This window comes from Leifsonia sp. (assembly GCF_051955155.1).
In the GTDB taxonomy this organism is placed as follows: domain Bacteria; phylum Actinomycetota; class Actinomycetes; order Actinomycetales; family Microbacteriaceae; genus Leifsonia.
In genome coordinates this window covers 1-22,872 of sequence record NZ_JBQCGZ010000176.1, presented here as the reverse complement: position 1 = coordinate 22,872, position 22,872 = coordinate 1, and the positions used below count along the sequence as shown (strand labels likewise).

The following is a 22,872-nucleotide window of genomic DNA, read 5'->3' as shown; positions in this document are numbered from 1 at the left end:
TTCGCCGAGTCCGCCGCCCGCCTGCTCGCGGTGCACCGCGAGCTGCTCGCGGGCGGCGACGTCCCCGAGCTGAACCTCGGCGGCGGCTTCGGCATCGCGTACACCGCCGCGGACGACCCCGCGCCGATCGGCGAGCTGGCCCAGCGGATCGCCGAGACCGTGGCGGCGGGATGCGAGGAGCTCGGCATCCCGCTCCCTGTCGTCGCGTTCGAGCCGGGCCGTTCCATCATCGGCACCGCCGGGCTGACCCTCTACACCGTCGGCACGACGAAGGACGTCCTCGTCTCGTACCAGGACGACGCCGAGACCGCCGTCCGCCGCTACGTGAGCGTCGACGGCGGGATGAGCGACAACGCGCGGCCCGCCCTCTACGAGGCGCAGTACTCCGCCCGCATCGCGAACCGGGTCTCCGACGCCGAGCCCGCGCTCGTCCGGGTGGCGGGCAAGCACTGCGAGAGCGGCGACATCGTCGTCGACGCCGACTACCTGCCGGGGGACGTCGCGCCGGGCGACCTGCTCGCCGTCGCGGCCACCGGCGCCTACTGCTGGTCGCTTGCCAGCAACTACAACTACATCGGCCGGCCCGCCGTCGTCGCGGTGCGCGACGGCAGCGCGCGCGTGATCGTGCGCGGCGAGACCGAAGAGGACCTGCTGGCGCGCGACGCCGCGTACGAAGGAGTGAAGGGATGATCGAGTACCGCAACCTCCGGGTGGCCCTGCTGGGCGCCGGGTCGGTCGGCTCGCAGGTGGCGCGCCTGCTGCTGGAGCAGGGGGACGAGTTCGCCTCGCGCGTCGGCGCGAAGCTGGAGCTCGTCGGCATCGCCGTCCGCGACGTCGACGCGCCGCGCGACGTCGACCTGCCGCGCGAGCTGTTCACCACCGACGCGAGCGCGCTGATCCTGGGCGCGGACATCGTCGTCGAGCTGATGGGCGGCGTCGAGCCGGCCCGCGGCTACGTGCTGGAGGCGCTGAACTCGGGCGCGGACGTGATCACCGCCAACAAGGCGCTGCTGGCGACGCACGGCCCCGAGCTGTTCGAGGCGGCGGAGCAGGTCGGCGCGCAGCTCTACTACGAGGCCGCCGTGGCCGGCGCCATCCCGATCATCCGGCCGCTGCGCGACAGCCTGGCGGGCGACAAGGTCACCCGCATCCTCGGCATCGTCAACGGCACGACCAACTTCATCCTGGACAGGATGGACGCCACCGGCGAGACCCTCGCCGACGCGCTCGCGACCGCGACCGAGCGCGGCTACGCCGAGGCGGACCCGACCGCGGACATCGGCGGCTACGACGCGGCGCAGAAGGCCGCCATCCTGGCGAGCCTCGCGTTCCACACCACCGTCCCGCTCGACCGCGTCTACCGCGAGGGCATCACCTCGGTGACCAAGGAGCAGGTGGACGCGGCGCGGGAGGGCGGCTCCGTCATCAAGCTGCTGGCGATCTGCGAGCGGATGACCGACCCGGAGACGGGGGAGGAGGGCGTCTCGGCCCGCGTCTACCCGGCCCTGATCGACCGTGAGCACCCGCTCGCCGCCGTCCGCGGCGCGCACAACGCGGTGTTCGTGCAGGCGGCCGCCGCAGGCGACCTGATGTTCTACGGCGCGGGCGCCGGCGGCGTGGAAACGGCCTCCGCCGTGCTCGGGGACGTGGTCTCCGCCGCGCGCAGGCACGTCGTCGGCGGCCCCGGCGTCGCCGAGTCCACGCACGCCGACCTGCCGGTGCTCGACATCGGCCGTGTCGTCACCCGCTACCAGATCACCCTCGACGTCGCCGACCAGCCCGGCGTGCTCGCGACGGTCGCGCGCATCCTGAGCGACGGCGGCGTCAGCGTCGAGAACGTGCAGCAGTCGGTGCCCACCGGCACCGGTGCCGTCGTCATCCCCGGGCGGTCCCCGTTGCAGAGTGTGGCGCCGATTCACGGCGCGGGCGCGCCCACCGCTACCCTGGTGATCGGCACCCACGAAGCCGAGGAGGCCGCGCTGGCGGCCACCGTGGAGGCGCTCGCGGCCAGCGATGTGGTGATCGCCATCTCTTCCGTTCTCCGAGTCGAAGGATCGTAATGCCCGAGAAGTCCTACAGTCGTCAGTGGCGGGGCGTCCTCCGCGAGTACGCGGACCGCCTGAACATCTCCGAGGCCACTCCGATCGTCACTCTCGGCGAGGGCGGAACGCCCCTGATCCCCGCGGCCGCGCTGTCCGCACGCACGGGCGCGAACGTGTACGTCAAGTTCGAGGGCATGAACCCGACCGGCTCCTTCAAGGACCGCGGCATGACGATGGCGATCTCGAAGGCCGTCGAGCACGGCGCCAAGGCCGTCATCTGCGCCTCGACCGGCAACACCTCCGCCTCGGCCGCCGCGTACGCCACGCACGCGGGCATCCAGGCGGTCGTCCTGGTCCCCGAGGGCAAGATCGCGATGGGCAAGCTGAGCCAGGCGATCGCGCACAACGCGCAGCTGCTGCAGGTGCAGGGCAACTTCGACGACTGTCTCGACATCGCCCGCGACCTCGCCACCAACTACCCCGTCCACCTCGTGAACTCGGTGAACCCGGACCGCATCGAGGGCCAGAAGACCGCGGCGTTCGAGGTCGTCGAGGTGCTCGGCGACGCCCCGGACTTCCACATCGTCCCCGTCGGGAACGCGGGCAACTACACCGCCTACCACCGCGGCTACACAGAGGAGCTGCAGCGCGGCGAGGCCACGAAGCTGCCCAGGATGTTCGGCTTCCAGGCCGCGGGCAGCGCGCCGATCGTGCTCGGCCACGCCGTCAAGGAGCCGGACACCATCGCCACCGCCATCCGCATCGGCAACCCGGCGTCGTGGGAGCTCGCCCTGAACGCCCGCGACGACAGCGACGGCTACTTCGGCGCGATCGACGACGCCAAGATCCTGGAGGCGCACCGCATCCTCTCCGCCGAGGTCGGCATCTTCGTCGAGCCGGCGTCCGCGATCAGCGTCGCCGGTCTCCTGGAGCGCTCCGAGGCGGGCATCATCCCCGCCGGCGCGACCGTGGTGCTCACCGTCACCGGCCACGGCCTGAAGGACCCGCAGTGGGCCCTGCGCACCGCGGACGGCTCCGACGTGCAGCCGACGGTCGTCCCCGTCGACACCGCGGCCATCGCCGACGTGCTCGGCCTCGCCGCCGACGCCAAGGCCGGCGCGTGACCTCCCGCACCGTCGACCTGCGCGGCCGCGCGGTCGCGGTCAAGGTCCCCGCCACCAGCGCCAACCTCGGCCCCGGCTTCGACACGCTCGGGCTCGCGCTCGCGCAGTACGACGAGCTGCGGGTCTCGGTGCGCGAGCAGCCGGGCGCGACCGTCCAGGTCCTCGGCGTCGGCGAGGGCGAGGTGCCGACGGACGAGAGCAACCTGGTCGTCCGCGCCATCGCGCACACGTTCGACTCGGTGGGGATCGCCCTGCCCGGCCTCGACCTGATCGCGCGCAACAGCATCCCGCACGGCCGGGGGATGGGCTCCTCCGGCGCCGCGATCGTCTCCGGCATCATGGCGGCGAAGGGCCTGCTCGACGGCGTCGTCGAGTTCACCGCTCAGGACCTGCTCGCGCTCGCGAACGACATGGAGGGCCACCCGGACAACGTGGCGCCCGCGCTGTTCGGCGGGCTCACGATCGCGTGGGTGACCCCCGAGGGACCGCGCTTCAAGAAGCTGATCGTGCACCGCGGCGTCTCGCCGCTGGTGCTCGTGCCGGAGCACGTCATGTCCACCGCGCTCGCGCGCAGCCTGCAGCCGCAGTCCGTGCCGCACGAGGACGCGGTGTTCAACGTCTCCCGCTCCGCCCTGCTCGTCGCGGCTCTCATCCAGAGCCCCGAGCTGCTGCACGCCGCGACCGAGGACAAGCTCCACCAGAGCTACCGCGCCTCGGCGATGCCGGAGACCGACCGGCTGATCACGCTGCTGCGCGCGGGCGGTTTCGCCGCCGTCGTGTCGGGGGCCGGCCCCTCGATCCTCGTGCTCTGCAGCGACCCGAGCCAGCGGCTCGCGGCCGCGGAGCTGGTCGCTCGCGAGGCGCAGTCGGCCTGGCAGCCGCTGATGCTCGCGGTCGACTTCAAGGGCGCGACGGTCTCGCAGCTGGCCGCGGAGGACGCGGACACACCGGCCGCGTAGCGACGTCGGCGACCGCCGTGAGGTGGTAAACTGTGCGTGCACCCGTGAAGAACCCGCGTCACGAGCGAATCCAGCTTCCGGGTGATCTCTTAGCAATCATGCCGTCACTCCTGCCTGTGATCTTTCGACGGCCGGTGCCTCCGGCTGCCCGGGTCGCAACGTAGCGCGGATCAGAACGCAGCGCGTCAAGGCAGGCTTCAGGTGACGATGCTCCACAGCGGCGCGCAGAGCGCGCGTCGGGGGAAAGGAATCCTCTTCAGTGACTGATGTCGAACTCCACGCCGGGGGCGTGGACACCAGCGACCTGACCTCGCTCAAGGTGGCGGAGCTGCAGGCTCTCGCCGCCCAGCTTGGTCTTCAGGGCGCGAGCAAGCTCCGCAAGGGCGAGCTGGTCGCGGCGATCGCCGCGGCCCGTGCCGCAGCGGGCGAGCAGACGGAGGCGCCGGCCGCGGACCACGCGACCGCCGCGTCGCAGGTGCTCATCGAGCCGCTCATCGCCGAGCCGGCCGCGCCCGCGGAGGCTCCGGCCGCCGAGCAAGCCGCGGCAGAGCAGGCTCCGGCCGCCGAGCAGGCGCCGAACGCCGACCAGCGCCGTCGCGGCCCGCGCCGTGCCAGCAGCCCGGACGGCACCAGCATCGGTGCCGGCACCCACGTCAACACCGGCGAGACCGGCGTCGAGTCGCTCATCCCGGACGTGGATGCGCTGCTCGACTCCGCGCTCGCCTCCCGCGAGGCGCAGCGCGAGGGCCAGGGCGGCCGTCGCCGTCGCGGCCGCGGCAACCAGAACGGCCAGCAGGGCGAGGCCGAGACCGCGGAGCAGACCGCCGACGCCGCCCAGCAGGGCGAGCAGAACGCCGAGCAGCCCAAGGGCGAGCAGGGCGGCGACCAGCAGGGCGGCGACCAGCAGGGCGGCGGCCGCAGCCGGCGCAACCGCAACCGCAACAAGAACAACGGCCAGAACGCCGACCAGAACCAGAACGGTCAGCAGGGCGGCCAGAACCAGCCGAAGGACCTCCAGCAGGGCGGCGACGGCGACAAGGGCGGCCAGCCGAACCGCGGCGGCCAGCAGAACCAGCAGAACCGCGAGGCGGAGGGCGAGCGCTCCGGCCGCTACCGCGACCGCAACCGCAAGCGTCGCGGCGGCCCCGGCGACGACATCGAGCCGGAGCTGACGGACGATGACGTGCTGCTGCCCGTCGCCGGCATCCTGGACGTGCTCGACAACTACGCGTTCGTGCGCACCACCGGGTACCTGCCCGGCGCCAGCGACGTCTACGTCTCGCTCGGCCAGGTGAAGAAGTACAACCTGCGCAAGGGCGACGCCGTGGTCGGCGCCATCCGCCAGCCGCGCGATGGCGAGAACAACAGCCGCCAGAAGTACAACGCGCTGGTGAAGGTCGACTCCATCAACGGCCAGACGGTCGAGGAGGCGGCGAACCGCGTCGAGTTCGGCAAGCTGACCCCGCTCTACCCGCAGGACCGCCTGCGCCTGGAGACCGAGCCCACCAAGGTCACCCAGCGGATCATCGACCTGGTCGCCCCGATCGGCAAGGGCCAGCGCGGTCTCATCGTCGCGCCGCCGAAGGCCGGCAAGACCATCGTGATGCAGCAGATCGCCAACGCGATCACCACGAACAACCCCGAGGTGCACCTCATGGTCGTCCTGGTGGACGAGCGTCCCGAGGAGGTCACCGACATGCAGCGCACGGTGAAGGGCGAGGTCATCGCCTCGACCTTCGACCGTCCGGCAGAGGACCACACCACCGTCGCGGAGCTCGCGATCGAGCGCGCCAAGCGCCTGGTCGAGCTCGGCCACGACGTCGTCGTGCTGCTCGATTCGATCACCCGCCTCGGCCGTGCGTACAACCTCACGGCTCCCGCGTCCGGCCGGATCCTCTCCGGCGGTGTCGACGCCTCCGCGCTGTACCCGCCGAAGCGCTTCTTCGGCGCCGCCCGCAACATCGAGCACGGCGGCTCGCTCACCATCCTCGCGTCGGCTCTCGTCGAGACCGGCTCGAAGATGGACGAGGTGATCTTCGAGGAGTTCAAGGGCACCGGCAACATGGAGCTCCGCCTGTCGCGCCAGCTGGCCGACAAGCGCATCTTCCCCGCCGTCGACGTCAACGCCTCCGGCACCCGCCGCGAGGAGATGCTGATGGGCCAGGACGAGGTGAAGATCACCTGGAAGCTGCGCCGAGCCCTCGCCGGGCTGGACCAGCAGCAGGCCCTGGAGATCGTCCTCGGTCGGCTGAAGGAGACCTCGAGCAATGTCGAGTTCCTGATGCAGGTGCAGAAGTCGATGCCGCAGCCGGGCAACGGCCACGGCACCGCGCACTCGCACGGCCACGAGAACGACCACCGCTAGCTGACGAAGTGCCCGTCCGGCGCGCCATCGTGCGCGCCGGGCGGGCACTTTCGACGTTTCCGGACACATCCCACGAAAGAAGACACGCATGTTCGAGTCGGTCAGCGGCCTCCTCGCCGAGCACGACGACCTCCAGCAGCAGCTCTCCGACCCGGAGCTGCACAGCGACCCGGTCCGCTCCAAGAAGGTGAACCGCCGCTACGCCGAGCTCTCGCGCATCGTCGCGGCCTACAACGAGTGGAAGCAGCTGTCCGACGACCTGGACGCCGCACGCGAGCTCGCGGCCGAGGACGACGCGTTCGCCGAGGAGATCCCCGGGCTCGAGCAGGCGCTGGAGGAGTCGGGCGAGAAGCTGCGCCGTCTCCTCATCCCGCGCGACCCCAACGACAGCCGCGACGTGATCATGGAGATCAAGATGGGCGAGGGCGGCGCGGAGTCGGCGCTGTTCGCGGGCGACCTGCTGCGGATGTACCTGCACTACGCCGACTCCAAGCGCTGGAAGGCCGAGATCATCGAGCAGACCTCGAGCGACCTCGGCGGCATCAAGGACGTCCAGGTGGCGTTCAAGGGCTCATCCAGCGACCCGGCGGAGGGCGTCTGGGCGCACCTGAAGTACGAGGGCGGCGTGCACCGCGTGCAGCGCGTGCCCGCGACCGAGTCGCAGGGTCGCATCCACACCTCCGCCGCCGGCGTGCTCGTCTTCCCCGAGGTGGACGAGCCGGAGGAGGTCGACATCAACCCGAACGACCTCAAGATCGACGTCTTCCGCTCCTCCGGCCCCGGCGGCCAGTCGGTCAACACCACCGACTCCGCCGTGCGCATCACGCACCTGCCGACCGGCATCGTCGTCTCGATGCAGAACGAGAAGAGCCAGCTGCAGAACCGCGAGGCGGCGATGCGCGTGCTCCGGGCGCGCCTGCGCGCCAAGCAGCAGGAGGAGGCGGACGCCGAGGCGGCCGAGTTCCGCAAGGGCCAGATCCGCACGATGGACCGCTCGGAGCGCATCCGCACCTACAACTTCCCCGAGAACCGGATCGCGGACCACCGCACCGGCTACAAGGCCTACAACCTGGATGCGGTCATGAACGGCGCGCTGGACCCCGTCATCGAGTCCAACATCCTCGCCGACGAAGAGGCCCGCCTGGCCGACCTCGCCACCGACTGACCCCGCTCCGAGCGCCCGGCGGCCGCTAGATGTAGAGGGCGGGGTCGAGGTAGTCGTCTCCGGCGATCTGCTCGTGGCCGGAGCGCGGGCGGGCACGCGCGGGGACGCCGGTCAGCACCGAGTCCGGGGGAGCGTCGTGCACGACGACGGCGTTCGCGCCGATCACCGTTCGCGTGCCGATCGTGATCGCGCCCAGCACCTTTGCGCCCGCGCCGACCGTCACCCCGTCGTGGATGGTCGGATGCCGCTTGCCGTGCCCGCTGCCGCGGCCGCCGAGGGTGACGCCGTGGTACAGCATCACGTCGTCGCCGATCCACGTGGTCTCGCCGATGACGACGCCCATCCCGTGGTCGATGAAGAACCGGCGGCCGATCCGCGCGCCGGGATGGATCTCGATCCCGGTCAGGAACCGCGCGAACTGCGAGAGGAACCGCGCCGGCATCCGGAACCCGGACCGCCAGAGCCGGTGCGCCACCCGGTACGCCCACACCGCATGCAGCCCCGAATACGCCGCGGCGACCTCGAAGGAACCGCGGGCGGCGGGGTCGTGCCTGCGCGCGTTCCGGATGTCCTCCCGCGCCCGGAAGATCGGCACGGCGCTCAGTCCAGCAGGTCGGCCCAGAGCGCCGTCGAGATGTAGCGCTCACCGGTGTCGCAGACGACCGCGACGATCGTCTTGCCCGCGTTCTCCGGCCGCGCCGCGAGCTGCAGGGCCGCCCAGACGATCGCGCCGGAGGAGATCCCGGCGAGGATGCCCTCCTCGCTCGCCAGCCGCTTCGCCGTCTCGATCGCGTCCTCGAACGACACGTCGACGACCTCGTCGTACACCGTGGTGTCCAGGATCTCGGGGACGAAGTTCGCGCCGATGCCCTGGATCTTGTGCGGGCCGGGCTTGCCGCCGTTGAGGATGGGGGAGTCGAGCGGCTCGACGGCGATCACCTTCACCTCGGGCTTGCGCTCCTTGAGCACCTGGCCGACGCCCGTGATGGTGCCGCCCGTGCCGATGCCGGCCACGAACACGTCGACGCCGCCGTCGGTGTCGGCCCAGATCTCCTCGGCGGTGGTGGCGCGGTGCGCGGCGGGGTTGGCCTCGTTGGCGAACTGCTGCGCCCAGATGGCGTTCTCGGTCGTCGCGACGATCTCCTTCGCCTTCTCGACGGCCCCGCGCATACCGTCCGCACCGGGGGTGAGGACGATCTCGGCGCCGAACGCGCGCAGCAGCACGCGGCGCTCCTTGCTCATCGTCTCCGGCATGGTCAGGATGACCCGGTAGCCGCGGGCCGCGCCGACCATCGCCAGGGCGATGCCGGTGTTGCCGCTCGTGCCCTCCACGATCGTCCCGCCGGGGCGCAGCGCGCCCGCCTTCTCGGCGGCGTCGACGATGGAGACGCCGATGCGGTCCTTGACGCTTCCTGCCGGGTTGTAGAACTCCAGCTTCGCCAGCACCGTCGCGCCGGTGTCGGCGGGGAGCCGGTTGAGCTTGACGAGCGGAGTGCGGCCGACGACCTCGGTGATGTTCTCGTAAACCTGTGCTGGCATGGGTCCAACTCTAACCGCGCGGGCCAGGGGCGTGGCGCGTGTGACGGTAAGCTCGTCGGGCCATGACCGAACCTGCCCCTCTTTCCGTCCGCTCGCTCCGCGAGGAGACCGTCGCCCGGCTCGCCGCAGCGGGCGTCCCCGATCCCGAGGTGGATGCGGAGCTGCTGATCGGTCACGTGCTCGGCGTCGCGCGCGGCCGGGTCCAGGCGCTGGTCGTGATGGACGCCGCCGCCGCCGAGGACGATGCCGCCCGCGTGCGCGAGCTCGCCGCCCGCCGGGCCGCCCGCGAGCCGCTGCAGCACATCACGGGCGTCGCGCCGTTCCGCTCGCTGGAGCTCGCTGTCGGCCCCGGCGTGTTCGTGCCGCGCCCGGAGACCGAGCAGGTCGTCCAGTTCGCCATCGACGCGCTGCGCGCCGTCCCGTCCGATCGGCCCGTCGCGGTCGACCTCGGCACCGGGAGCGGCGCGATCGCGCTGGCGATGGCGACCGAGGTGCCGCACGCGAGGGTCTATGCGGTCGAGAACTCGCGCGAGGCGTTCGTCTGGACCCGGCGCAACATCGAGGCGCTCGGTGGCGACAACATCAGCGGCGCGTTCGCCGACCTCGCGGACGCGTTCCCCGAGCTCGACGGGACGGTGGACGTCGTGATCTCGAACCCGCCGTACGTCCCGGCCGCCGCGGTGCCGCGCGACCCGGAGGTGCGGCTGTTCGACCCGGCGGCCGCGCTCTACGGCGGCGAGGACGGTCTGGACGTCGTGCGTGTGATCTCGCGCGTGGCCCAGCGCCTGCTCCACCCGGGCGGCACGCTCGTCCTCGAGCACGGCGAGCTCCAGGGCGCCGACATCCGCGCCATCCTCACCGCGGACGGCTGGCGCGCCGCCGCCACCCACCGCGACCTCACCACGCGCGACCGCGCCACCACCGCCCTCCGCTGACTCCTCCCCACCGGCCGAGTACGCAGATAATCCGCGTACTCGGCCGTTTCGGGGCCACTTTCTGCGTACTCGGCCGTTGCCGGGGCCGGGTCAGCGGGCGCGGGCGGCGCGCTCGCGGGCGCGGGCGATGGTCTCGCGCTCGCGCTTGCGCGCCTCGCGGAGCGCCTTCTCCGCCTCGCGGCGCGCTTTGGCCGCCTCGCGAACGGCCTTGTCGGAGGGGAGAGGCTCCGGCCGTTCCTCGAACGCGGTGACCGGCTCGCCCGCGGCGCGCGCCGATACGTACCGTTCGATCCCGTCCAGGATGCGCTCGAGACCGAACGCGAAGTCGTCCTGCTCGTCGGCGCCGTCCGCGTCCGCGTAGGCGCCGGAGGCGACCAGCGGCGCCAGGTCGGGGAAGCGCTCCGGTGTGACCAGCTCGGCCAGCGCCGCCGTGAACGCCTCGCCGTTCTGAGGCGGCGTCTCGCTGCCGCGCGAGCGGCTCACGTCGCGCTCCACGACGCCGACCGCACGCGCGTAGGAGGAGAGCAGCAGCGCCGTCGACATCTTCTCGGCGTCGGTGAGCGGAAGCCCGCGCATCACCCGCAGCCCCCAGTCGAGCACGGCCAGGTTGTTCGGCATCAGCGGGATGCCCGAGATCGGGATGTCGGGGAACCAGGGGTGCGCCTGGATCACCTCGATGGTGGTCATCGCCCAGCGCCGCAGCCCGTCGCGCCAGTCGTCGCCGTCGTCGCCCTCCGCCGGGATCGGCACCTCGCAGACCGCGTCCTGCATGAGCGCGAGCACATCGTCCTTGCTCGTCACGTAGCGGTACAGGGACATCGTCGTGAAGCCGAGGTCGCTCGCGATCCTGCTCATCGAGACGGCCGCGAGGCCGTCGGTGTCGGCGATCTCGATCGCGGTCTCGATGATGCGCTCGATGCTCAGCTCGCGCTTGGGGCCGCGCTGCGGCCGCTCCGCGACGCCCCAGCTCAGCGCGACGGCGCGGGGGAGCGCCTCCTCGACGTCGTCGGCCATTGCGTCGCCTTTCCCGGTTCGGTTGTTGACACCCATCCTAGAACTGTGTATCACTTAAACACAGCGTATACGTCATAAACAGTTTGCGACATACACGGAAAGGAACCACCATGACGGCAGCGGCAATCGAGGTCGCGGGGCTGAGGAAGTCGTTCGGCTCCCAGACGGTCCTCGACGGCGTCGACCTGCGCGTCGAGCGGGGCAGCGTGTTCGCGCTGCTCGGCCCGAACGGCGCGGGCAAGACCACGTTCATCACCATCCTCGCCACGCTCGTCGAGGCGGACGGCGGCACGGCCGTCGTCTGCGGTCACGACGTGCGGCACGACAGGGAGGGCGTCAAGCGCTCCATCAGCGTCACCGGCCAGTCCGCAGCGGTGGACGAGGTGCTCACCGCAGAGGAGAACCTGCGGATGATGGCGCGCCTCGCCGGCTACCCGCCTGCGCGGGCGAAGGCCAGGACGCGCGAGCTCCTCGACCGGTTCGACCTGCGCGACGCCGCGCGTAAGCGCGTGAAGACCTTCTCCGGCGGGATGCGGCGGCGGCTCGACCTGGCGCTCAGCCTGGTCTCCACCCCGCCCGTCATCTTCCTGGACGAGCCGACGACGGGTCTCGACACCCGCAGCAGGCAGACCCTCTGGGCGATCATCCGCGAGCTCGCCGCCGGCGGCACCACGATCCTGCTGACCACGCAGTACCTGGAGGAGGCCGACCAGCTCGCCGACAGGATCGCCGTGCTCGACCACGGCACGATCGTCGCCGAGGGGACGGCGGCCGAGCTCAAGTCGCGGGTCGGGGGAGAGGTGGTCGAGCTGCGGAATGCGCGCGACGAGCTCGTCCGCGAGGTCCCGACCGACGGGTCCGTCGACGCCCTGCGCGACGCGATCGACGGCCTGGACGCGCTCGGCGTCCCCGGCGCGTCGATCGCGATCCGCAAGCCGTCGATGGACGACGTCTTCCTCGCGCTCACCGGGGACAGCGCCCCCGCACCGTCCGCACCGTCCGCATCGATCCAGAAGGAGGCCGTCCGATGACCGCCATCGCCGTCCCCACGACCGCTCCGGCTCCCGCCGGCGCGCTCACCTCGACCGCGGTGTTCATCCGCCGCAGCCTCACGCACTCGGTGCGAAACGTCGAGGCGCTCACCATGGCCATCGTGCTGCCGGTGATGCTGATGCTCCTGTTCACGTTCGTGTTCGGCGGCGCTCTGGATGCGGAGGGCGGCTACGTGGACTACGTCGTCCCCGGCATCATCCTGCTGTGCGCGGGCTTCGGCGCCTCCAGCACGGCGGTCGACGTCGCGGAGGACATGAGCAACGGCATCGTCGACCGCTTCCGCACCATGCCGATCCGCGCGAACGGGGTGATCACCGGGCACGTGGTTGCGAGCCTGGTCCGCAACCTGCTGGCGACAGGTGTGGTGATCGCGGTCGCGCTGGCGCTCGGCTTCCGGCCGACCGCGAACGTCGCGGAGTGGCTCGGCGCGCTCGGCATCGTCGCGCTGTTCATCCTCGCGATCACCTGGCTGTTCGCGGCGATCGGCCTCGTCGCCTCCACGCCGGCCGCCGCGAGCGGCTACGGGTTCGCGCTGCTCTTCCTGCCCTACCTCTCCAGCGCGTTCGTGCCGACCGACACGATGCCGGACTGGCTGCAGTGGGTGGCGGAGAACCAGCCGATCACGCCGATCATCGAGACGATCCGTGCCTTCCTGTTCTCGAAGGACCCCGGCAGCGACCTGTGGTGGGCGCTCGGCTGGTGCGCGCTGATCATCGCGGCCGCCTGGGCGTGGGCCGCCTGGTCCTTCCGCCGCAGGTCCGGCCGCCGCTGACCCGGCCGGCGCCGACCCGGCTCAGGCGCGCACCGCGACGGCCTGCTCGACCGCGTCGAGCAGGCCGTCCGGCGTCTCGAAGAGGTGCACGCGGATGCCGAGCGAGGCCGCCGCCGCCACGTTCTCCGGCAGGTCGTCGGCGAAGAAGACGTCATCGGCGGGGACGCCGAACCGTTCCAGGACGCGCTCGAACACGGCCGGATCGGGTTTGCGGGCCCCGTAGTCCGACGACGCGCACAGCTGCTCGCGCGGCAGGATGGTCGCGAGCTCCGGGGCCAGCCTCGGCAGTTCGCGCGCCACCAGCGGGCCGTTGTTCGTCAGCAGCGTCGCGGTGCCCGCCTCGGCTGCCAGGCGGACGGCGGCGAGCGAGACCGGCCAGGGCGTCATCGCCTCGCCGCGGATGCGCAGGAAGTCCTCCTCGCTCACGCGCACGCCCAGCGCGGTGGACAGGGCGTCCAGGTACTCCTCGCCCGTCGGGTAGGCGCCGGCCTCCGCGGCGCCCTCGCCGTCGAGGTTCCACCAGCGCTCGCGCAGCTGCTGCGGGCTGAGCCCGGTCAGCTCGGCCATCGCGGCCGTCCTGCGCCGCCAGTCGTAGTCGTAGAGCACGTTGTCCATGTCGAACACGAACAGGCCGGCGCTCACCTCTCGCGCTCCGCGAACGCGTGGATGGCCTCCAGCATCGCGTCCGTGTCGAAGCCGCCGTCCTCGGTCCGGGTGAAGTGGTGCGCGTGCATTCCCGCCGCCCGTGCGCCCTCGACGTTGGCGAGCGAGTCGTCGAACAGGATGGCCTCCTCCGGCCGGACGCCGAACCGGCCGAGCGCGCGGGTGTAGATGCGGCGCTCCGGCTTCCGCGCGCCGAGCACCGCCGACACCAGGTCGTTGTCGCGCAGGGTGCCCACGATCTCCGGCGTGAGCACCGGCAGCGAGTCCTTGAACGGGATCGGGTTGTTCGACAGCAGCGAGACGGTGCCGAGGCTCGCCGCCTCCTCCAGCGCCGCGATCGACCCGGGGATGGGCGTCATGGCCGCCTTGCGCGCCTCCTGCCACTGCTCCAGCGTCAGCCGCGCGCCGGTCACCTCGGCGAACGCCGCCAGGTACTCCTCGCTCGTCGCGTACTCGCCGATCTCGGCCGCGCGCTCGTGGCCGCCCGCCCACCAGGTCGAGGCGAGCCGGTACTGGCTGACACCGCCGAGCTCGGCGAGCTTCGGCAGCCGCTTGTGGAAGTCGTAGTCGTAGAGGGTCTTGTCGCAGTCGAAGAAGTAGACGTCCATCGCCTCCAGTATCGTCCCCGCGCCGTCAGGGAACCCTGTGCCGCCTCAACTATCATGGGTGCGTCATGGCAACCATCTACGACTGCTCCGTCGAATCCGATCTCCTCACCGGCATGCGTCTCGCCCGCGCGGCGATCGGCCGCGGCGAGCTCGTCGTCATCCCAACGGACACGGTCTACGGGGTCGCCGCCGACGCGTTCAGCCCCGCCGCCGTGCAGCGGCTGCTCGACGCGAAGGGCCGCGGTCGCCAGTCGCCGCCTCCCGTCCTCGTCCCCGGCATCCCCACGCTGGCGGCGCTCGCCGAGCACGTCCCCGCTGAGGTGGACGCGCTGGTGCAGGCGTTCTGGCCGGGCGGCCTGACCATCGTCCTGCCCGCGGCGCCGTCGCTGGTCTGGGACCTCGGCGAGACCCGCGGCACCGTCGCCCTGCGTATGCCGCAGGACAGGATCGCCCTCGAACTGCTCTCGGAGACCGGCCCGCTCGCGGTCTCCTCCGCCAACCTCACCGGACACCCGGCCGCCCGCACCGCTGCGGAGGCGGAGGGGATGCTCGGCGACTCGATCTCGGTCTACCTCGACGGGGGAGAGGCGGGCACCGGCTACGAGCGCGTGGAGGGCAAGGACTCCTCCTCGACGATCGTGGACGCGACCGCCCTCGCCTCCGGTTCCGGAAAGCTGCGCATCCTGCGCCACGGCGTCATCTCCGCGGACCAGCTGCGCGAGGTCGTCGGCGACGCGCTCGCCGACCCGGAACAGGCCGAGACCCCCTCGGACGCCTGAGCCGTGACCCTCCTCCTCGCCCTCGCGCTCATCTCGGCCGTGATCACGTTCGGGATGTCCTTCGTGGTCTACAAGTTCGCGATGCGCTACAAGCTGTACCCCAAGATCCGTGCGCGCGACGTGCACACCCGGCCGACGCCGCGGCTCGGGGGAGTGGCGATGTTCCTCGGCATCCTGGTGGCGTTCGCCGTCTCCTGGCTGCTCTCCAGCCAGTTCGGCGTGCTGACCCTGATCTTCTCCGACACCGGTCCGATCCTCGCCATCCTCGGCGCCTCGCTGCTGATCGTGGTGATCGGCGTCGCCGACGACATCTGGGACCTGGACTGGATGACCAAGCTCGCCGGCCAGTTCGTCGCCGCCGGCCTCGTCGCCTGGTTCGGCGTCCAGATCTACTCGCTGCCGATCGGCGGTCTGACGGTCGGCTCGCCCGTGATGAGCATCGTCATCACGCTGTTCGCGATCGTCCTCGTGATGAACGCGATCAACTTCATCGACGGCCTGGACGGCCTGGTCGCCGGTGTCGCGCTGATCGCGAACGGCACGTTCCTCATCTACACGTACCTTCTGCAACGCGAGATCAGCCCGCAGAACTACTTCAGCCTCGCCGGCGTCATCGCCGCGATCCTGGTCGGCGCCTGCGCCGGCTTCCTGCCGCTCAACTGGCATCCGGCAAAGATGTTCATGGGCGACGCCGGCGCCCTGCTGATCGGGCTGCTGATGGCGACGTCGGCCATCTCGGTCACCGGGACGATCAACCCGGAGGAGCTGCAGACGCTCGGGAAGTCGTCGCTGGTGCCCGCCTTCATCCCGATCATCCTGCCGTTCGCCGTGCTCGTCGTGCCGCTGCTCGATTTCGGCCTCGCCGTCATCCGGCGGCTGAGGGCCGGCAAGTCGCCGTTCAGCGCGGACAGGAAGCACCTGCACCACCGGCTGCTGGACATGGGCCACTCGCACCTGCATGCGGTTCTGATCTTCTACGCGTGGACCGCCGTGCTGTCGATCGGCAGCCTGTTGTTCTTCTTCGACCCGTACTGGATGGCGATCGTCTTCGTCGCGATCGGGCTCGTCGTCTGTACAGCGCTCACGCTCGCCCCGCTCAGTCGCAGGAAGGCCACCGAGGCCGCCGCCGAGCTGGCTCCCGCCGGCACGAAGGAGGCGGAGGAGACCGCGCGCTTCGACCAGCTCGACGCCGCCAGCGAGCGGGTCCACGTCCCCGCCGTGCCAGAAGACCCCACCACCAGCAAGGAGACCGCATGACCGACCACCAGGACGGCGCTTCCGCCCCGCGGCCGGATCAGCCGCCGGCGCCGAAGCAGCCCAGCTCCACCCCCGTCCTGCGCGACGCCCTGAAGTACGGCCTGTTCCTCGCCGGAGGGATCGCCATCGTCGGCATGGTCCTCGGCGGCATCTTCGCCGGCTGGGTCGGCGTGACGAGCGCGCTCATCGGGACGCTGATCGCGGCCGTCTTCCTCGGGATCACGGCGCTCAGCATCCTGATCGCCAACCGGTTCATCGGCTCCGACCTCTTCGTCGGGCTGTTCTTCGGCATCGTCCTCGGCGGCTGGATCGTCAAGTTCGTGCTGTTCATCGTGCTGGCGATCGTGCTCAAGGATCAGCCCTGGATCAACCCCGTCGTGCTGTTCCTCAGCCTGATCGCGGGGGTCATCGGCTCGCTCGTGGTCGACATGATCGTCGTCCTCCGCTCGCGCATCCCGTATGTCAGCGATGCGACGCTTCCGGGGGATAAGCGCTGAGGCGTATATCGATTCGTTACCCGCTGAAAACTCTTGTAGAGTTATCCGTGATCCCCCACCCGTACGCGCCCATGCACCACCTGGCGCGCGAGCGCGGGTGTCCACCGTTCGCCGTCGCGAGAGCTCTCAGCTCGACGCCCCGAAACAGGAGATAGCGCTGTTAGCTAACGCTGTGAACCTGCTGGTCCAGGCCGCAAGCTCCGATGATGGAGCTACCTTCCACGGCCCGTCGATCGATGAGTTCTTCCCACCGGCCATCTTTTCCATCGGCGGCTTCGAGGTCAACCGGATCATGCTGGTCCGGTTCATCGCCGTCATCGCCCTGCTGCTGGTCTTCTGGCTCGGCACGCGCCGGATGAAGGTCGTCCCCGGCCGATTCCAGTCGCTCGTCGAGATGGGCCTCGACCTCGTCCGCGTGAACATCGCGGAGGACCTGCTCGGCCGCAAGGACGGCCGGCGCTTCCTGCCGATCCTCACCACGATCTTCTTCATGGTGCTGTTCATGAACCTGACGGGAATCATCCCGTTCCTGAACATCGCGGGCACCTCGGTCATCGGGGTTCCGCTCGTGCTCGCGGTCGTGGCGTACATCACCTTCATCTACGCGGGTGTGAAGAAGAGCCCCAAGGGCTTCTTCCGGAACGCGCTGTTCCCCGCCGGCGTCCCCAAGGCGATCTACATCATCGTCACGCCGATCGAGTTCATCTCGACGTTCATCCTGCGTCCGGTCACGCTGACCCTCCGACTCATGATGAACATGATCGTCGGCCACATGCTGCTGGTGCTCTTCTTCAGTGCCTCCGTCTTCTTCACCTTCGCGCTCGGCCAGGGCTGGATCGTCCTCGGCATCGGAGCGCTCGGGTTCGGCTTCATCTTCACCCTGTTCGAGATCCTGGTGGCTGTCCTCCAGGCCTACGTCTTCGCACTGCTCACGGCTGTCTACATCCAGCTCGCAGTCGCCGAGGAACACTAAGAACGGTCCGCGCAACCGCACGGACCGCCATCACGGAAGGAAACACATAACGTGGACATCGCTGCTATCTCCGGCAACATCGCCACCGTCGGTTACGGCCTCGCCGCCATCGGCCCGGCCATCGGCGTGGGCATCGTCGTCGGCAAGACCATCGAGGGCGTCGCCCGCCAGCCCGAGCTGGCCGGCCGTCTCCAGGTCCTGATGTGGATCGGTATCGCGTTCACCGAGGCGCTCGCGTTCATCGGTATCGCCACCTACTTCATCTTCCAGGGCTGATTCACCTCTTTATCACTCTGTAAGGAGGAACGATGATCAACGGTGTGATCCGCGCCGCTACGGAGGGCGAGACGATCAACCCGCTCATCCCGCAGTGGTATGACATCGTCGGGTCGCTGATCTGCTTCGTCGTCATCCTGATCTTCTTCTGGATCTACGCGCTCCCGCGCATGCAGAAGATGCTGGATCAGCGTGCCGAGGCGATCGAGGGCAACATCGCGAAGGCCGACGAGGCTCAGCACAAGGCAGAGGCGCTGCTGGAGGAGTACACCGCCCAGCTCGCCGACGCGCGTGCCGAGGCCGGCCGCATCCGCGAGCAGGCTCGCACCGACGGCGCGAAGATCGTCGCCGAGGCGAAGGACAACGCCACGGTGGAGGCCGCTCGCGTGACCGCGAACGCCCAGGCCCAGATCGAGGCCGAGCGCCAGACCGCGCTCGTTTCGCTGCGCAGCGAGGTCGGCTCGCTCGCGATCGACCTCGCCTCCGGCGTGGTCGGCGAGGTCCTCACCGAGGACAAGAAGGCCCAGGCGATCGTCGACCGGTTCCTGGCCGACCTGGAAGCCGGCGAGAAGGCAGGGACGACCAACTAATGGGAAGCGCCACCAGAGAAGCACTGGCCCGGTCCGTCTCGGCTCTCGCCGGCCTCGGAGCCAAGGCAGATCTGGCGACGGCTGAAGACCTGTTCGCCGCAGGACGAGTCGTCGCAGACTCAGCCCAGCTCCGAGCGGTCCTCAGCGACCCCTCGGCCGACCAGGCGGGCAAGGCCGCGCTCGTGCAGCGCGTGTTCGGCTCGCTCTCGGCACCCGCGGTCGAGCTCCTCGGCGTCGTCGCCGGCGAGCGCTGGTCCGGGCAGGACGACGTCCTGGCCGCGATCGAGGAGCTCGCCATCCGTGCCATCGCCGCGTCCGCTCCGCGCAACGTCGACATCCCGGCAGAGCTGTTCGCGTTCGGAGGCGCCGTGACCTCCGACGCGCAGCTCGAGCTCGCTCTGCGCAGCAAGCTCGCCGACCCGGCCGCCAAGGCCGAGCTGGTCGAGCGCCTGCTCGCGGGTAAGGCGTCGGAGCAGACGACGGCGATCGTGCGTCAGCTCGTGCTGCAGCCGCGCGGCCGCAGCATCCGCGAGTCGCTGCGCGCCGCCGCCCGCATCGTGGCCGCCCAGTACGGGCAGAGGATCGCCACGGTCGTCACGGCGTCGCCGCTGCCCGAGGCGCAGGCGGAGCGCCTGCGTGCGAGCCTCGCCGCGAAGTACGGCGACCTCAAGCTCAATCAGGTCGTCGACCCGGCGATCCTCGGTGGACTGCGCGTGCAGATCGGCGACGACGTCATCGACGGCAGCGTCGCGTCGCGCCTCACCGAACTCCGACTTCAGCTGGCGGGCTGACCGCCCCAACTTAGGGAACAAACGATGGCAGACATTTCGATCAGCCCCGATGAGATCCGGGACGCGCTTAAGGACTTCGTCTCGAAGTACGAGCCGGCTCAGGCCTCGACCACCGAGGTCGGACACGTCCTCGACGCCTCCGACGGCATCGCGCACGTCGAGGGCCTCCCCGGCGTGATGGCGAACGAGCTGATCCGCTTCGCGGACGGCACGCTGGGCCTGGCGCAGAACCTGGATGAGAACGAGGTCGGCGTTGTCGTCCTCGGTGAGTTCGACGACATCGTCGAGGGTATGGAGGTGACCCGCACCGGCGAGGTCCTCTCCGTCCCGGTCGGCGACGGCTACCTGGGTCGTGTCGTCGACCCGCTCGGCAACCCGATCGACGGTCTCGGCGAGATCGCTTCCGAGGGCCGCCGCGAGCTCGAGCTGCAGGCGCCGGGCGTCATGCAGCGCAAGTCGGTGCACGAGCCGCTGCAGACCGGCATCAAGGCGATCGACGCCATGATCCCCGTCGGCCGCGGCCAGCGCCAGCTGATCATCGGCGACCGCCAGACCGGCAAGACGGCCATCGCGATCGACACGATCATCAACCAGAAGGCCAACTGGGAGTCGGGCGATGTGAACAAGCAGGTCCGCTGCATCTACGTCGCCGTCGGCCAGAAGGGCTCGACGATCGCCTCGGTGAAGGGCGCGCTGGAGGATGCCGGTGCGATGGAGTACACCACCATCGTCGCCGCCCCCGCCTCGGACCCGGCCGGCTTCAAGTACCTCGCCCCCTACACCGGCTCGGCGATCGGCCAGCACTGGATGTACGGCGGCAAGCACGTGCTGATCATCTTCGACGACCTGTCGAAGCAGGCGGAGGCCTACCGCGCCGTGTCGCTGCTGCTGCGTCGTCCGCCGGGACGCGAGGCCTACCCGGGTGACGTGTTCTACCTGCACTCGCGCCTGCTGGAGCGTTGCGCCAAGCTCTCCGACGAGCTCGGCGCCGGTTCGATGACCGGTCTGCCGATCATCGAGACCAAGGCGAACGATGTCTCCGCGTACATCCCGACCAACGTGATCTCGATCACCGACGGCCAGATCTTCCTGCAGTCCGACCTCTTCAACGCCAACCAGCGTCCCGCCGTGGATGTCGGCATCTCGGTCTCCCGAGTCGGCGGCGACGCTCAGGTCAAGTCGATCAAGAAGGTCTCCGGCACGCTCAAGCTGGAGCTGGCGCAGTACCGCTCGCTCGAGGCGTTCGCGATGTTCGCGTCCGACCTCGACGCGGCCAGCCGTCGCCAGCTGGCCCGTGGTGCGCGCCTGACCGAGCTGCTCAAGCAGCCGCAGTACTCGCCGTTCCCGGTGGAGGAGCAGGTCGTCTCGATCTGGGCCGGCACCAACGGCAAGCTGGACGAGGTCGCCGTCGAGGACATCCTGCGCTTCGAGTCGGAGCTGCTGGACCACCTGCGCCGCAACACCGACATCCTCACCACGCTGCGCGACACGAACGTGCTCGACGACGACACGGTGGAGAAGCTCTCCGCCGAGGTGGACGCATTCAAGCTCGAGTTCCAGACCGGTGAGGGCAAGCCGCTCGCCTCGGTCGGGCGCGAAGAGTTCGAGGCCATCGCCGAAGAGGACGTCGACCAGGAGCGCATCGTCAAGGCGAAGCGCTGAGGCGCTAGAGAAGGTACTGAGGAAGACACATGGGAGCACAGCTTCGGGTCTACCGGCAGAAGATCAGATCTGCCCAGACGACCAAGAAGATCACCCGTGCCATGGAGCTGATCTCCGCCTCACGCATCCAGAAGGCGCAGGCTCGCGTGGCCGCCTCCTCGCCGTACGCCCGCGCGATCACGCGCGCGGTGTCGGCGGTGGCGACCTACTCGAACGTTGACCACGTCCTCACCACGGAGCCGGAGAAGATCGAGCGCGCAGCGATCGTCATCTTCTCCTCGGACCGCGGTCTTGCCGGCGCGTTCAACTCGAACGTGCTGAAGGAGTCGGAGAAGCTCGCCGAGCTGCTGCGCAGCCAGGGCAAGGAGGTCGTCTACTTCCTGATCGGGCGCAAGGCGCAGGGCTACTTCAGCTTCCGCCGCCGCGCGTTCGAGCGGGTGTGGACGGGCAACACGGACAACCCCGAGTTCGAGCAGGCCAAGGAGGTCGCCGACGCGATCCTGGAGTCGTTCCTGCGGGACGCGTCCGACGGCGGCGTCGACGAGATCCACATCATCTACCACCGCTTCGTGAGCATGCTGACCCAGGAGCCGCAGGTCATCCGCCTGCTGCCGCTGGAGGTCGTCGAGGGCGTCGAGGAGCCGGACCGCACGCAGGTCCTGCCGCTGTACGAGTTCGAGCCGGACGTCGGCACGGTGCTCGACTCGCTGCTCCCGGTCTACATCGAGAGCCGCATCTTCAACGCCATGCTGCAGTCCGCCGCGTCCAAGCACGCGGCCACCCAGAAGGCGATGAAGGCGGCAAGCGACAACGCCGACAAGCTCATCACCGACTACACGCGACTGGCGAACAACGCACGACAGGCGGAGATCACCCAGCAGATCTCCGAGATCGTGGGCGGCGCGGACGCGCTGAGCTCGGCCAAATGACGTCCTAACGAGAGAGATAAGAATCATGACTACCGCTACCGCCGAAGCCCAGGCTTCGACCGCGCAGCCGGCCGGCGTGGGACGCATCGCCCGCGTCACCGGTCCGGTCGTCGACATCGAGTTCCCGCACGACTCGATCCCGGGCATCTACAACGCCCTCAAGACCACCATCACCATCGGCGAGCAGTCGACCGAGATCACGCTCGAGGTCGCACAGCACCTCGGTGACGACCTGGTCCGCGCCATCGCCCTGAAGCCGACCGACGGCCTGGTCCGCGGCGGCGAGGTCCGGGACACCGGCGCTCCGATCTCGGTGCCCGTCGGCGACGTGACCAAGGGCAAGGTCTTCAACGTGACCGGCGACGTGCTCAACGCCGAGCCGGGCGAGAAGATCGAGATCACCGAGCGCTGGCCGATCCACCGCCAGCCGCCGTCGTTCGACCAGCTCGAGTCCAAGACCCAGCTGTTCGAGACCGGCATCAAGGTCATCGACCTGCTCACCCCGTACGTCCAGGGTGGCAAGATCGGCCTCTTCGGTGGTGCGGGCGTCGGCAAGACGGTCCTCATCCAGGAGATGATCCAGCGCGTCGCGCAGGACCACGGTGGTGTGTCGGTGTTCGCCGGTGTCGGCGAGCGCACGCGTGAGGGCAACGACCTCATCCACGAGATGGAGGAGGCGGGCGTCTTCGACAAGACCGCGCTCGTCTTCGGCCAGATGGACGAGCCGCCGGGGACGCGTCTGCGCGTCGCCCTGTCCGCTCTGACGATGGCGGAGTACTTCCGCGACGTGCAGAAGCAGGACGTGCTGCTCTTCATCGACAACATCTTCCGCTTCACGCAGGCCGGCTCCGAGGTGTCGACGCTGCTCGGCCGCATGCC

23 protein-coding genes and 1 pseudogene are annotated in these 22,872 nt (G+C 70.1%); 19 read left to right on the top strand and 5 right to left on the bottom strand.

What is annotated here, in order from left to right; genetic code table 11:
• The 6 genes from ACTHMF_RS18980 to prfA all read left to right on the top strand — a co-directional run.
• A partial coding sequence (locus ACTHMF_RS18980) for a diaminopimelate decarboxylase family protein (protein WP_440319765.1) occupies nucleotides 1–690 on the top strand: 690 nt, incomplete at its 5' end.
• On the top strand, nucleotides 687–2,060 hold the full coding sequence (locus tag ACTHMF_RS18975) for a homoserine dehydrogenase (RefSeq protein WP_440319763.1): 1,374 nt from the start codon (nucleotides 687–689) through the stop codon (nucleotides 2,058–2,060). The genes ACTHMF_RS18980 and ACTHMF_RS18975, both read left to right, overlap by 4 nt.
• A complete protein-coding gene (gene thrC / locus ACTHMF_RS18970) occupies nucleotides 2,060–3,166 on the top strand; it encodes a threonine synthase (protein WP_440319761.1) in 1,107 nt (368 codons plus the stop codon). Before ACTHMF_RS18975 ends, thrC begins: the two co-directional genes overlap by 1 nt.
• Nucleotides 3,163–4,125 carry a homoserine kinase gene (gene thrB / locus ACTHMF_RS18965; RefSeq protein WP_440319759.1) on the top strand — a complete coding sequence of 321 codons (963 nt, stop codon included), beginning with the start codon at nucleotides 3,163–3,165 and terminating at the stop codon, nucleotides 4,123–4,125. Before thrC ends, thrB begins: the two co-directional genes overlap by 4 nt.
• A 259-nt stretch (nucleotides 4,126–4,384) precedes the next feature.
• A complete protein-coding gene (gene rho, locus ACTHMF_RS18960) occupies nucleotides 4,385–6,490 on the top strand; it encodes a transcription termination factor Rho (protein ID WP_440319757.1) in 2,106 nt (701 codons plus the stop codon).
• Between the two features lie 88 nt (nucleotides 6,491–6,578).
• On the top strand, nucleotides 6,579–7,655 hold the full coding sequence (gene prfA / locus ACTHMF_RS18955) for a peptide chain release factor 1 (RefSeq protein WP_440319756.1): 1,077 nt from the start codon (nucleotides 6,579–6,581) through the stop codon (nucleotides 7,653–7,655).
• A 25-nt stretch (nucleotides 7,656–7,680) separates the two neighbouring features.
• Here prfA and epsC read toward each other — a convergent pair whose 3' ends face one another.
• On the bottom strand, nucleotides 7,681–8,250 hold the full coding sequence (gene epsC / locus ACTHMF_RS18950) for a serine O-acetyltransferase EpsC (RefSeq protein ID WP_314149923.1): 570 nt from the start codon (nucleotides 8,248–8,250) through the stop codon (nucleotides 7,681–7,683).
• Nucleotides 8,251–8,255: 5 nt separating this feature from the next.
• Nucleotides 8,256–9,194, bottom strand: coding sequence for a cysteine synthase A (cysK, locus tag ACTHMF_RS18945; RefSeq protein ID WP_440319754.1), 939 nt, complete (start codon nucleotides 9,192–9,194; stop codon nucleotides 8,256–8,258).
• Nucleotides 9,195–9,256: 62 nt separating this feature from the next.
• On the opposite strand from cysK, the gene prmC reads away from it, so the two are divergent.
• Nucleotides 9,257–10,129, top strand: coding sequence for a peptide chain release factor N(5)-glutamine methyltransferase (gene prmC, locus ACTHMF_RS18940; RefSeq protein WP_314149925.1), 873 nt, complete (start codon nucleotides 9,257–9,259; stop codon nucleotides 10,127–10,129).
• A gap of 90 nt (nucleotides 10,130–10,219) precedes the next feature.
• Here the strand turns inward: prmC and ACTHMF_RS18935 are convergent, their stop codons facing one another.
• On the bottom strand, nucleotides 10,220–11,143 hold the full coding sequence (locus ACTHMF_RS18935) for a TetR/AcrR family transcriptional regulator (RefSeq protein ID WP_440319752.1): 924 nt from the start codon (nucleotides 11,141–11,143) through the stop codon (nucleotides 10,220–10,222).
• Between the two features lie 110 nt (nucleotides 11,144–11,253).
• Here ACTHMF_RS18935 and ACTHMF_RS18930 point away from each other — a divergent pair, with 110 nt between their 5' ends.
• Complete coding sequence (locus ACTHMF_RS18930) at nucleotides 11,254–12,174, top strand: ATP-binding cassette domain-containing protein (protein ID WP_440319750.1); 921 nt, start codon at nucleotides 11,254–11,256, stop codon at nucleotides 12,172–12,174.
• A complete protein-coding gene (locus ACTHMF_RS18925) occupies nucleotides 12,171–12,968 on the top strand; it encodes an ABC transporter permease (RefSeq protein WP_440319748.1) in 798 nt (265 codons plus the stop codon). The genes ACTHMF_RS18930 and ACTHMF_RS18925 overlap by 4 nt, the downstream gene beginning before the upstream one ends.
• A gap of 21 nt (nucleotides 12,969–12,989) precedes the next feature.
• Here the strand turns inward: ACTHMF_RS18925 and ACTHMF_RS18920 are convergent, their stop codons facing one another.
• The gene (locus ACTHMF_RS18920) at nucleotides 12,990–13,610 is read right to left on the bottom strand and encodes an HAD-IA family hydrolase (protein WP_440319746.1); all 621 of its coding nucleotides are present in this window, start codon (nucleotides 13,608–13,610) and stop codon (nucleotides 12,990–12,992) included.
• Nucleotides 13,607–14,239 carry an HAD family hydrolase gene (locus tag ACTHMF_RS18915; RefSeq protein WP_440319744.1) on the bottom strand — a complete coding sequence of 211 codons (633 nt, stop codon included), beginning with the start codon at nucleotides 14,237–14,239 and terminating at the stop codon, nucleotides 13,607–13,609. Before ACTHMF_RS18915 ends, ACTHMF_RS18920 begins: the two co-directional genes overlap by 4 nt.
• Before the next feature lie 65 nt (nucleotides 14,240–14,304).
• Here ACTHMF_RS18915 and ACTHMF_RS18910 point away from each other — a divergent pair, with 65 nt between their 5' ends.
• From ACTHMF_RS18910 to ACTHMF_RS18865, 10 genes and pseudogenes are all read left to right on the top strand, one after another.
• The gene (locus ACTHMF_RS18910) at nucleotides 14,305–15,018 is read left to right on the top strand and encodes an L-threonylcarbamoyladenylate synthase (protein WP_314148189.1); all 714 of its coding nucleotides are present in this window, start codon (nucleotides 14,305–14,307) and stop codon (nucleotides 15,016–15,018) included.
• Between the two features lie 3 nt (nucleotides 15,019–15,021).
• Nucleotides 15,022–16,275 carry an MraY family glycosyltransferase gene (locus tag ACTHMF_RS18905; protein ID WP_440319742.1) on the top strand — a complete coding sequence of 418 codons (1,254 nt, stop codon included), beginning with the start codon at nucleotides 15,022–15,024 and terminating at the stop codon, nucleotides 16,273–16,275.
• A complete protein-coding gene (locus ACTHMF_RS18900; RefSeq protein WP_314148192.1) occupies nucleotides 16,272–16,772 on the top strand; it encodes a hypothetical protein in 501 nt (166 codons plus the stop codon). Before ACTHMF_RS18905 ends, ACTHMF_RS18900 begins: the two co-directional genes overlap by 4 nt.
• Nucleotides 16,773–16,944: 172 nt before the next feature.
• Entirely contained in the window at nucleotides 16,945–17,745 is an 801-nt protein-coding gene (gene atpB, locus ACTHMF_RS18895) for a F0F1 ATP synthase subunit A (protein WP_440319739.1), read from the top strand.
• A gap of 51 nt (nucleotides 17,746–17,796) precedes the next feature.
• Entirely contained in the window at nucleotides 17,797–18,021 is a 225-nt protein-coding gene (gene atpE / locus ACTHMF_RS18890) for an ATP synthase F0 subunit C (protein WP_314148194.1), read from the top strand.
• A gap of 32 nt (nucleotides 18,022–18,053) precedes the next feature.
• The gene (locus ACTHMF_RS18885; RefSeq protein WP_440319737.1) at nucleotides 18,054–18,611 is read left to right on the top strand and encodes a F0F1 ATP synthase subunit B; all 558 of its coding nucleotides are present in this window, start codon (nucleotides 18,054–18,056) and stop codon (nucleotides 18,609–18,611) included.
• Nucleotides 18,611–19,402: a F0F1 ATP synthase subunit delta gene (locus ACTHMF_RS18880; RefSeq protein ID WP_440319735.1), complete on the top strand. Its 792-nt coding sequence runs from the start codon at nucleotides 18,611–18,613 to the stop codon at nucleotides 19,400–19,402. The genes ACTHMF_RS18885 and ACTHMF_RS18880 overlap by 1 nt, the downstream gene beginning before the upstream one ends.
• A 24-nt stretch (nucleotides 19,403–19,426) precedes the next feature.
• Nucleotides 19,427–21,064 carry a F0F1 ATP synthase subunit alpha gene (gene atpA, locus ACTHMF_RS18875; RefSeq protein WP_440319733.1) on the top strand — a complete coding sequence of 546 codons (1,638 nt, stop codon included), beginning with the start codon at nucleotides 19,427–19,429 and terminating at the stop codon, nucleotides 21,062–21,064.
• Nucleotides 21,065–21,093: 29 nt separating this feature from the next.
• Complete coding sequence (locus ACTHMF_RS18870; protein WP_440319731.1) at nucleotides 21,094–21,993, top strand: F0F1 ATP synthase subunit gamma; 900 nt, start codon at nucleotides 21,094–21,096, stop codon at nucleotides 21,991–21,993.
• Between the two features lie 25 nt (nucleotides 21,994–22,018).
• A pseudogene (locus ACTHMF_RS18865) lies at nucleotides 22,019–22,872 on the top strand (F0F1 ATP synthase subunit beta); the annotation flags it as partial.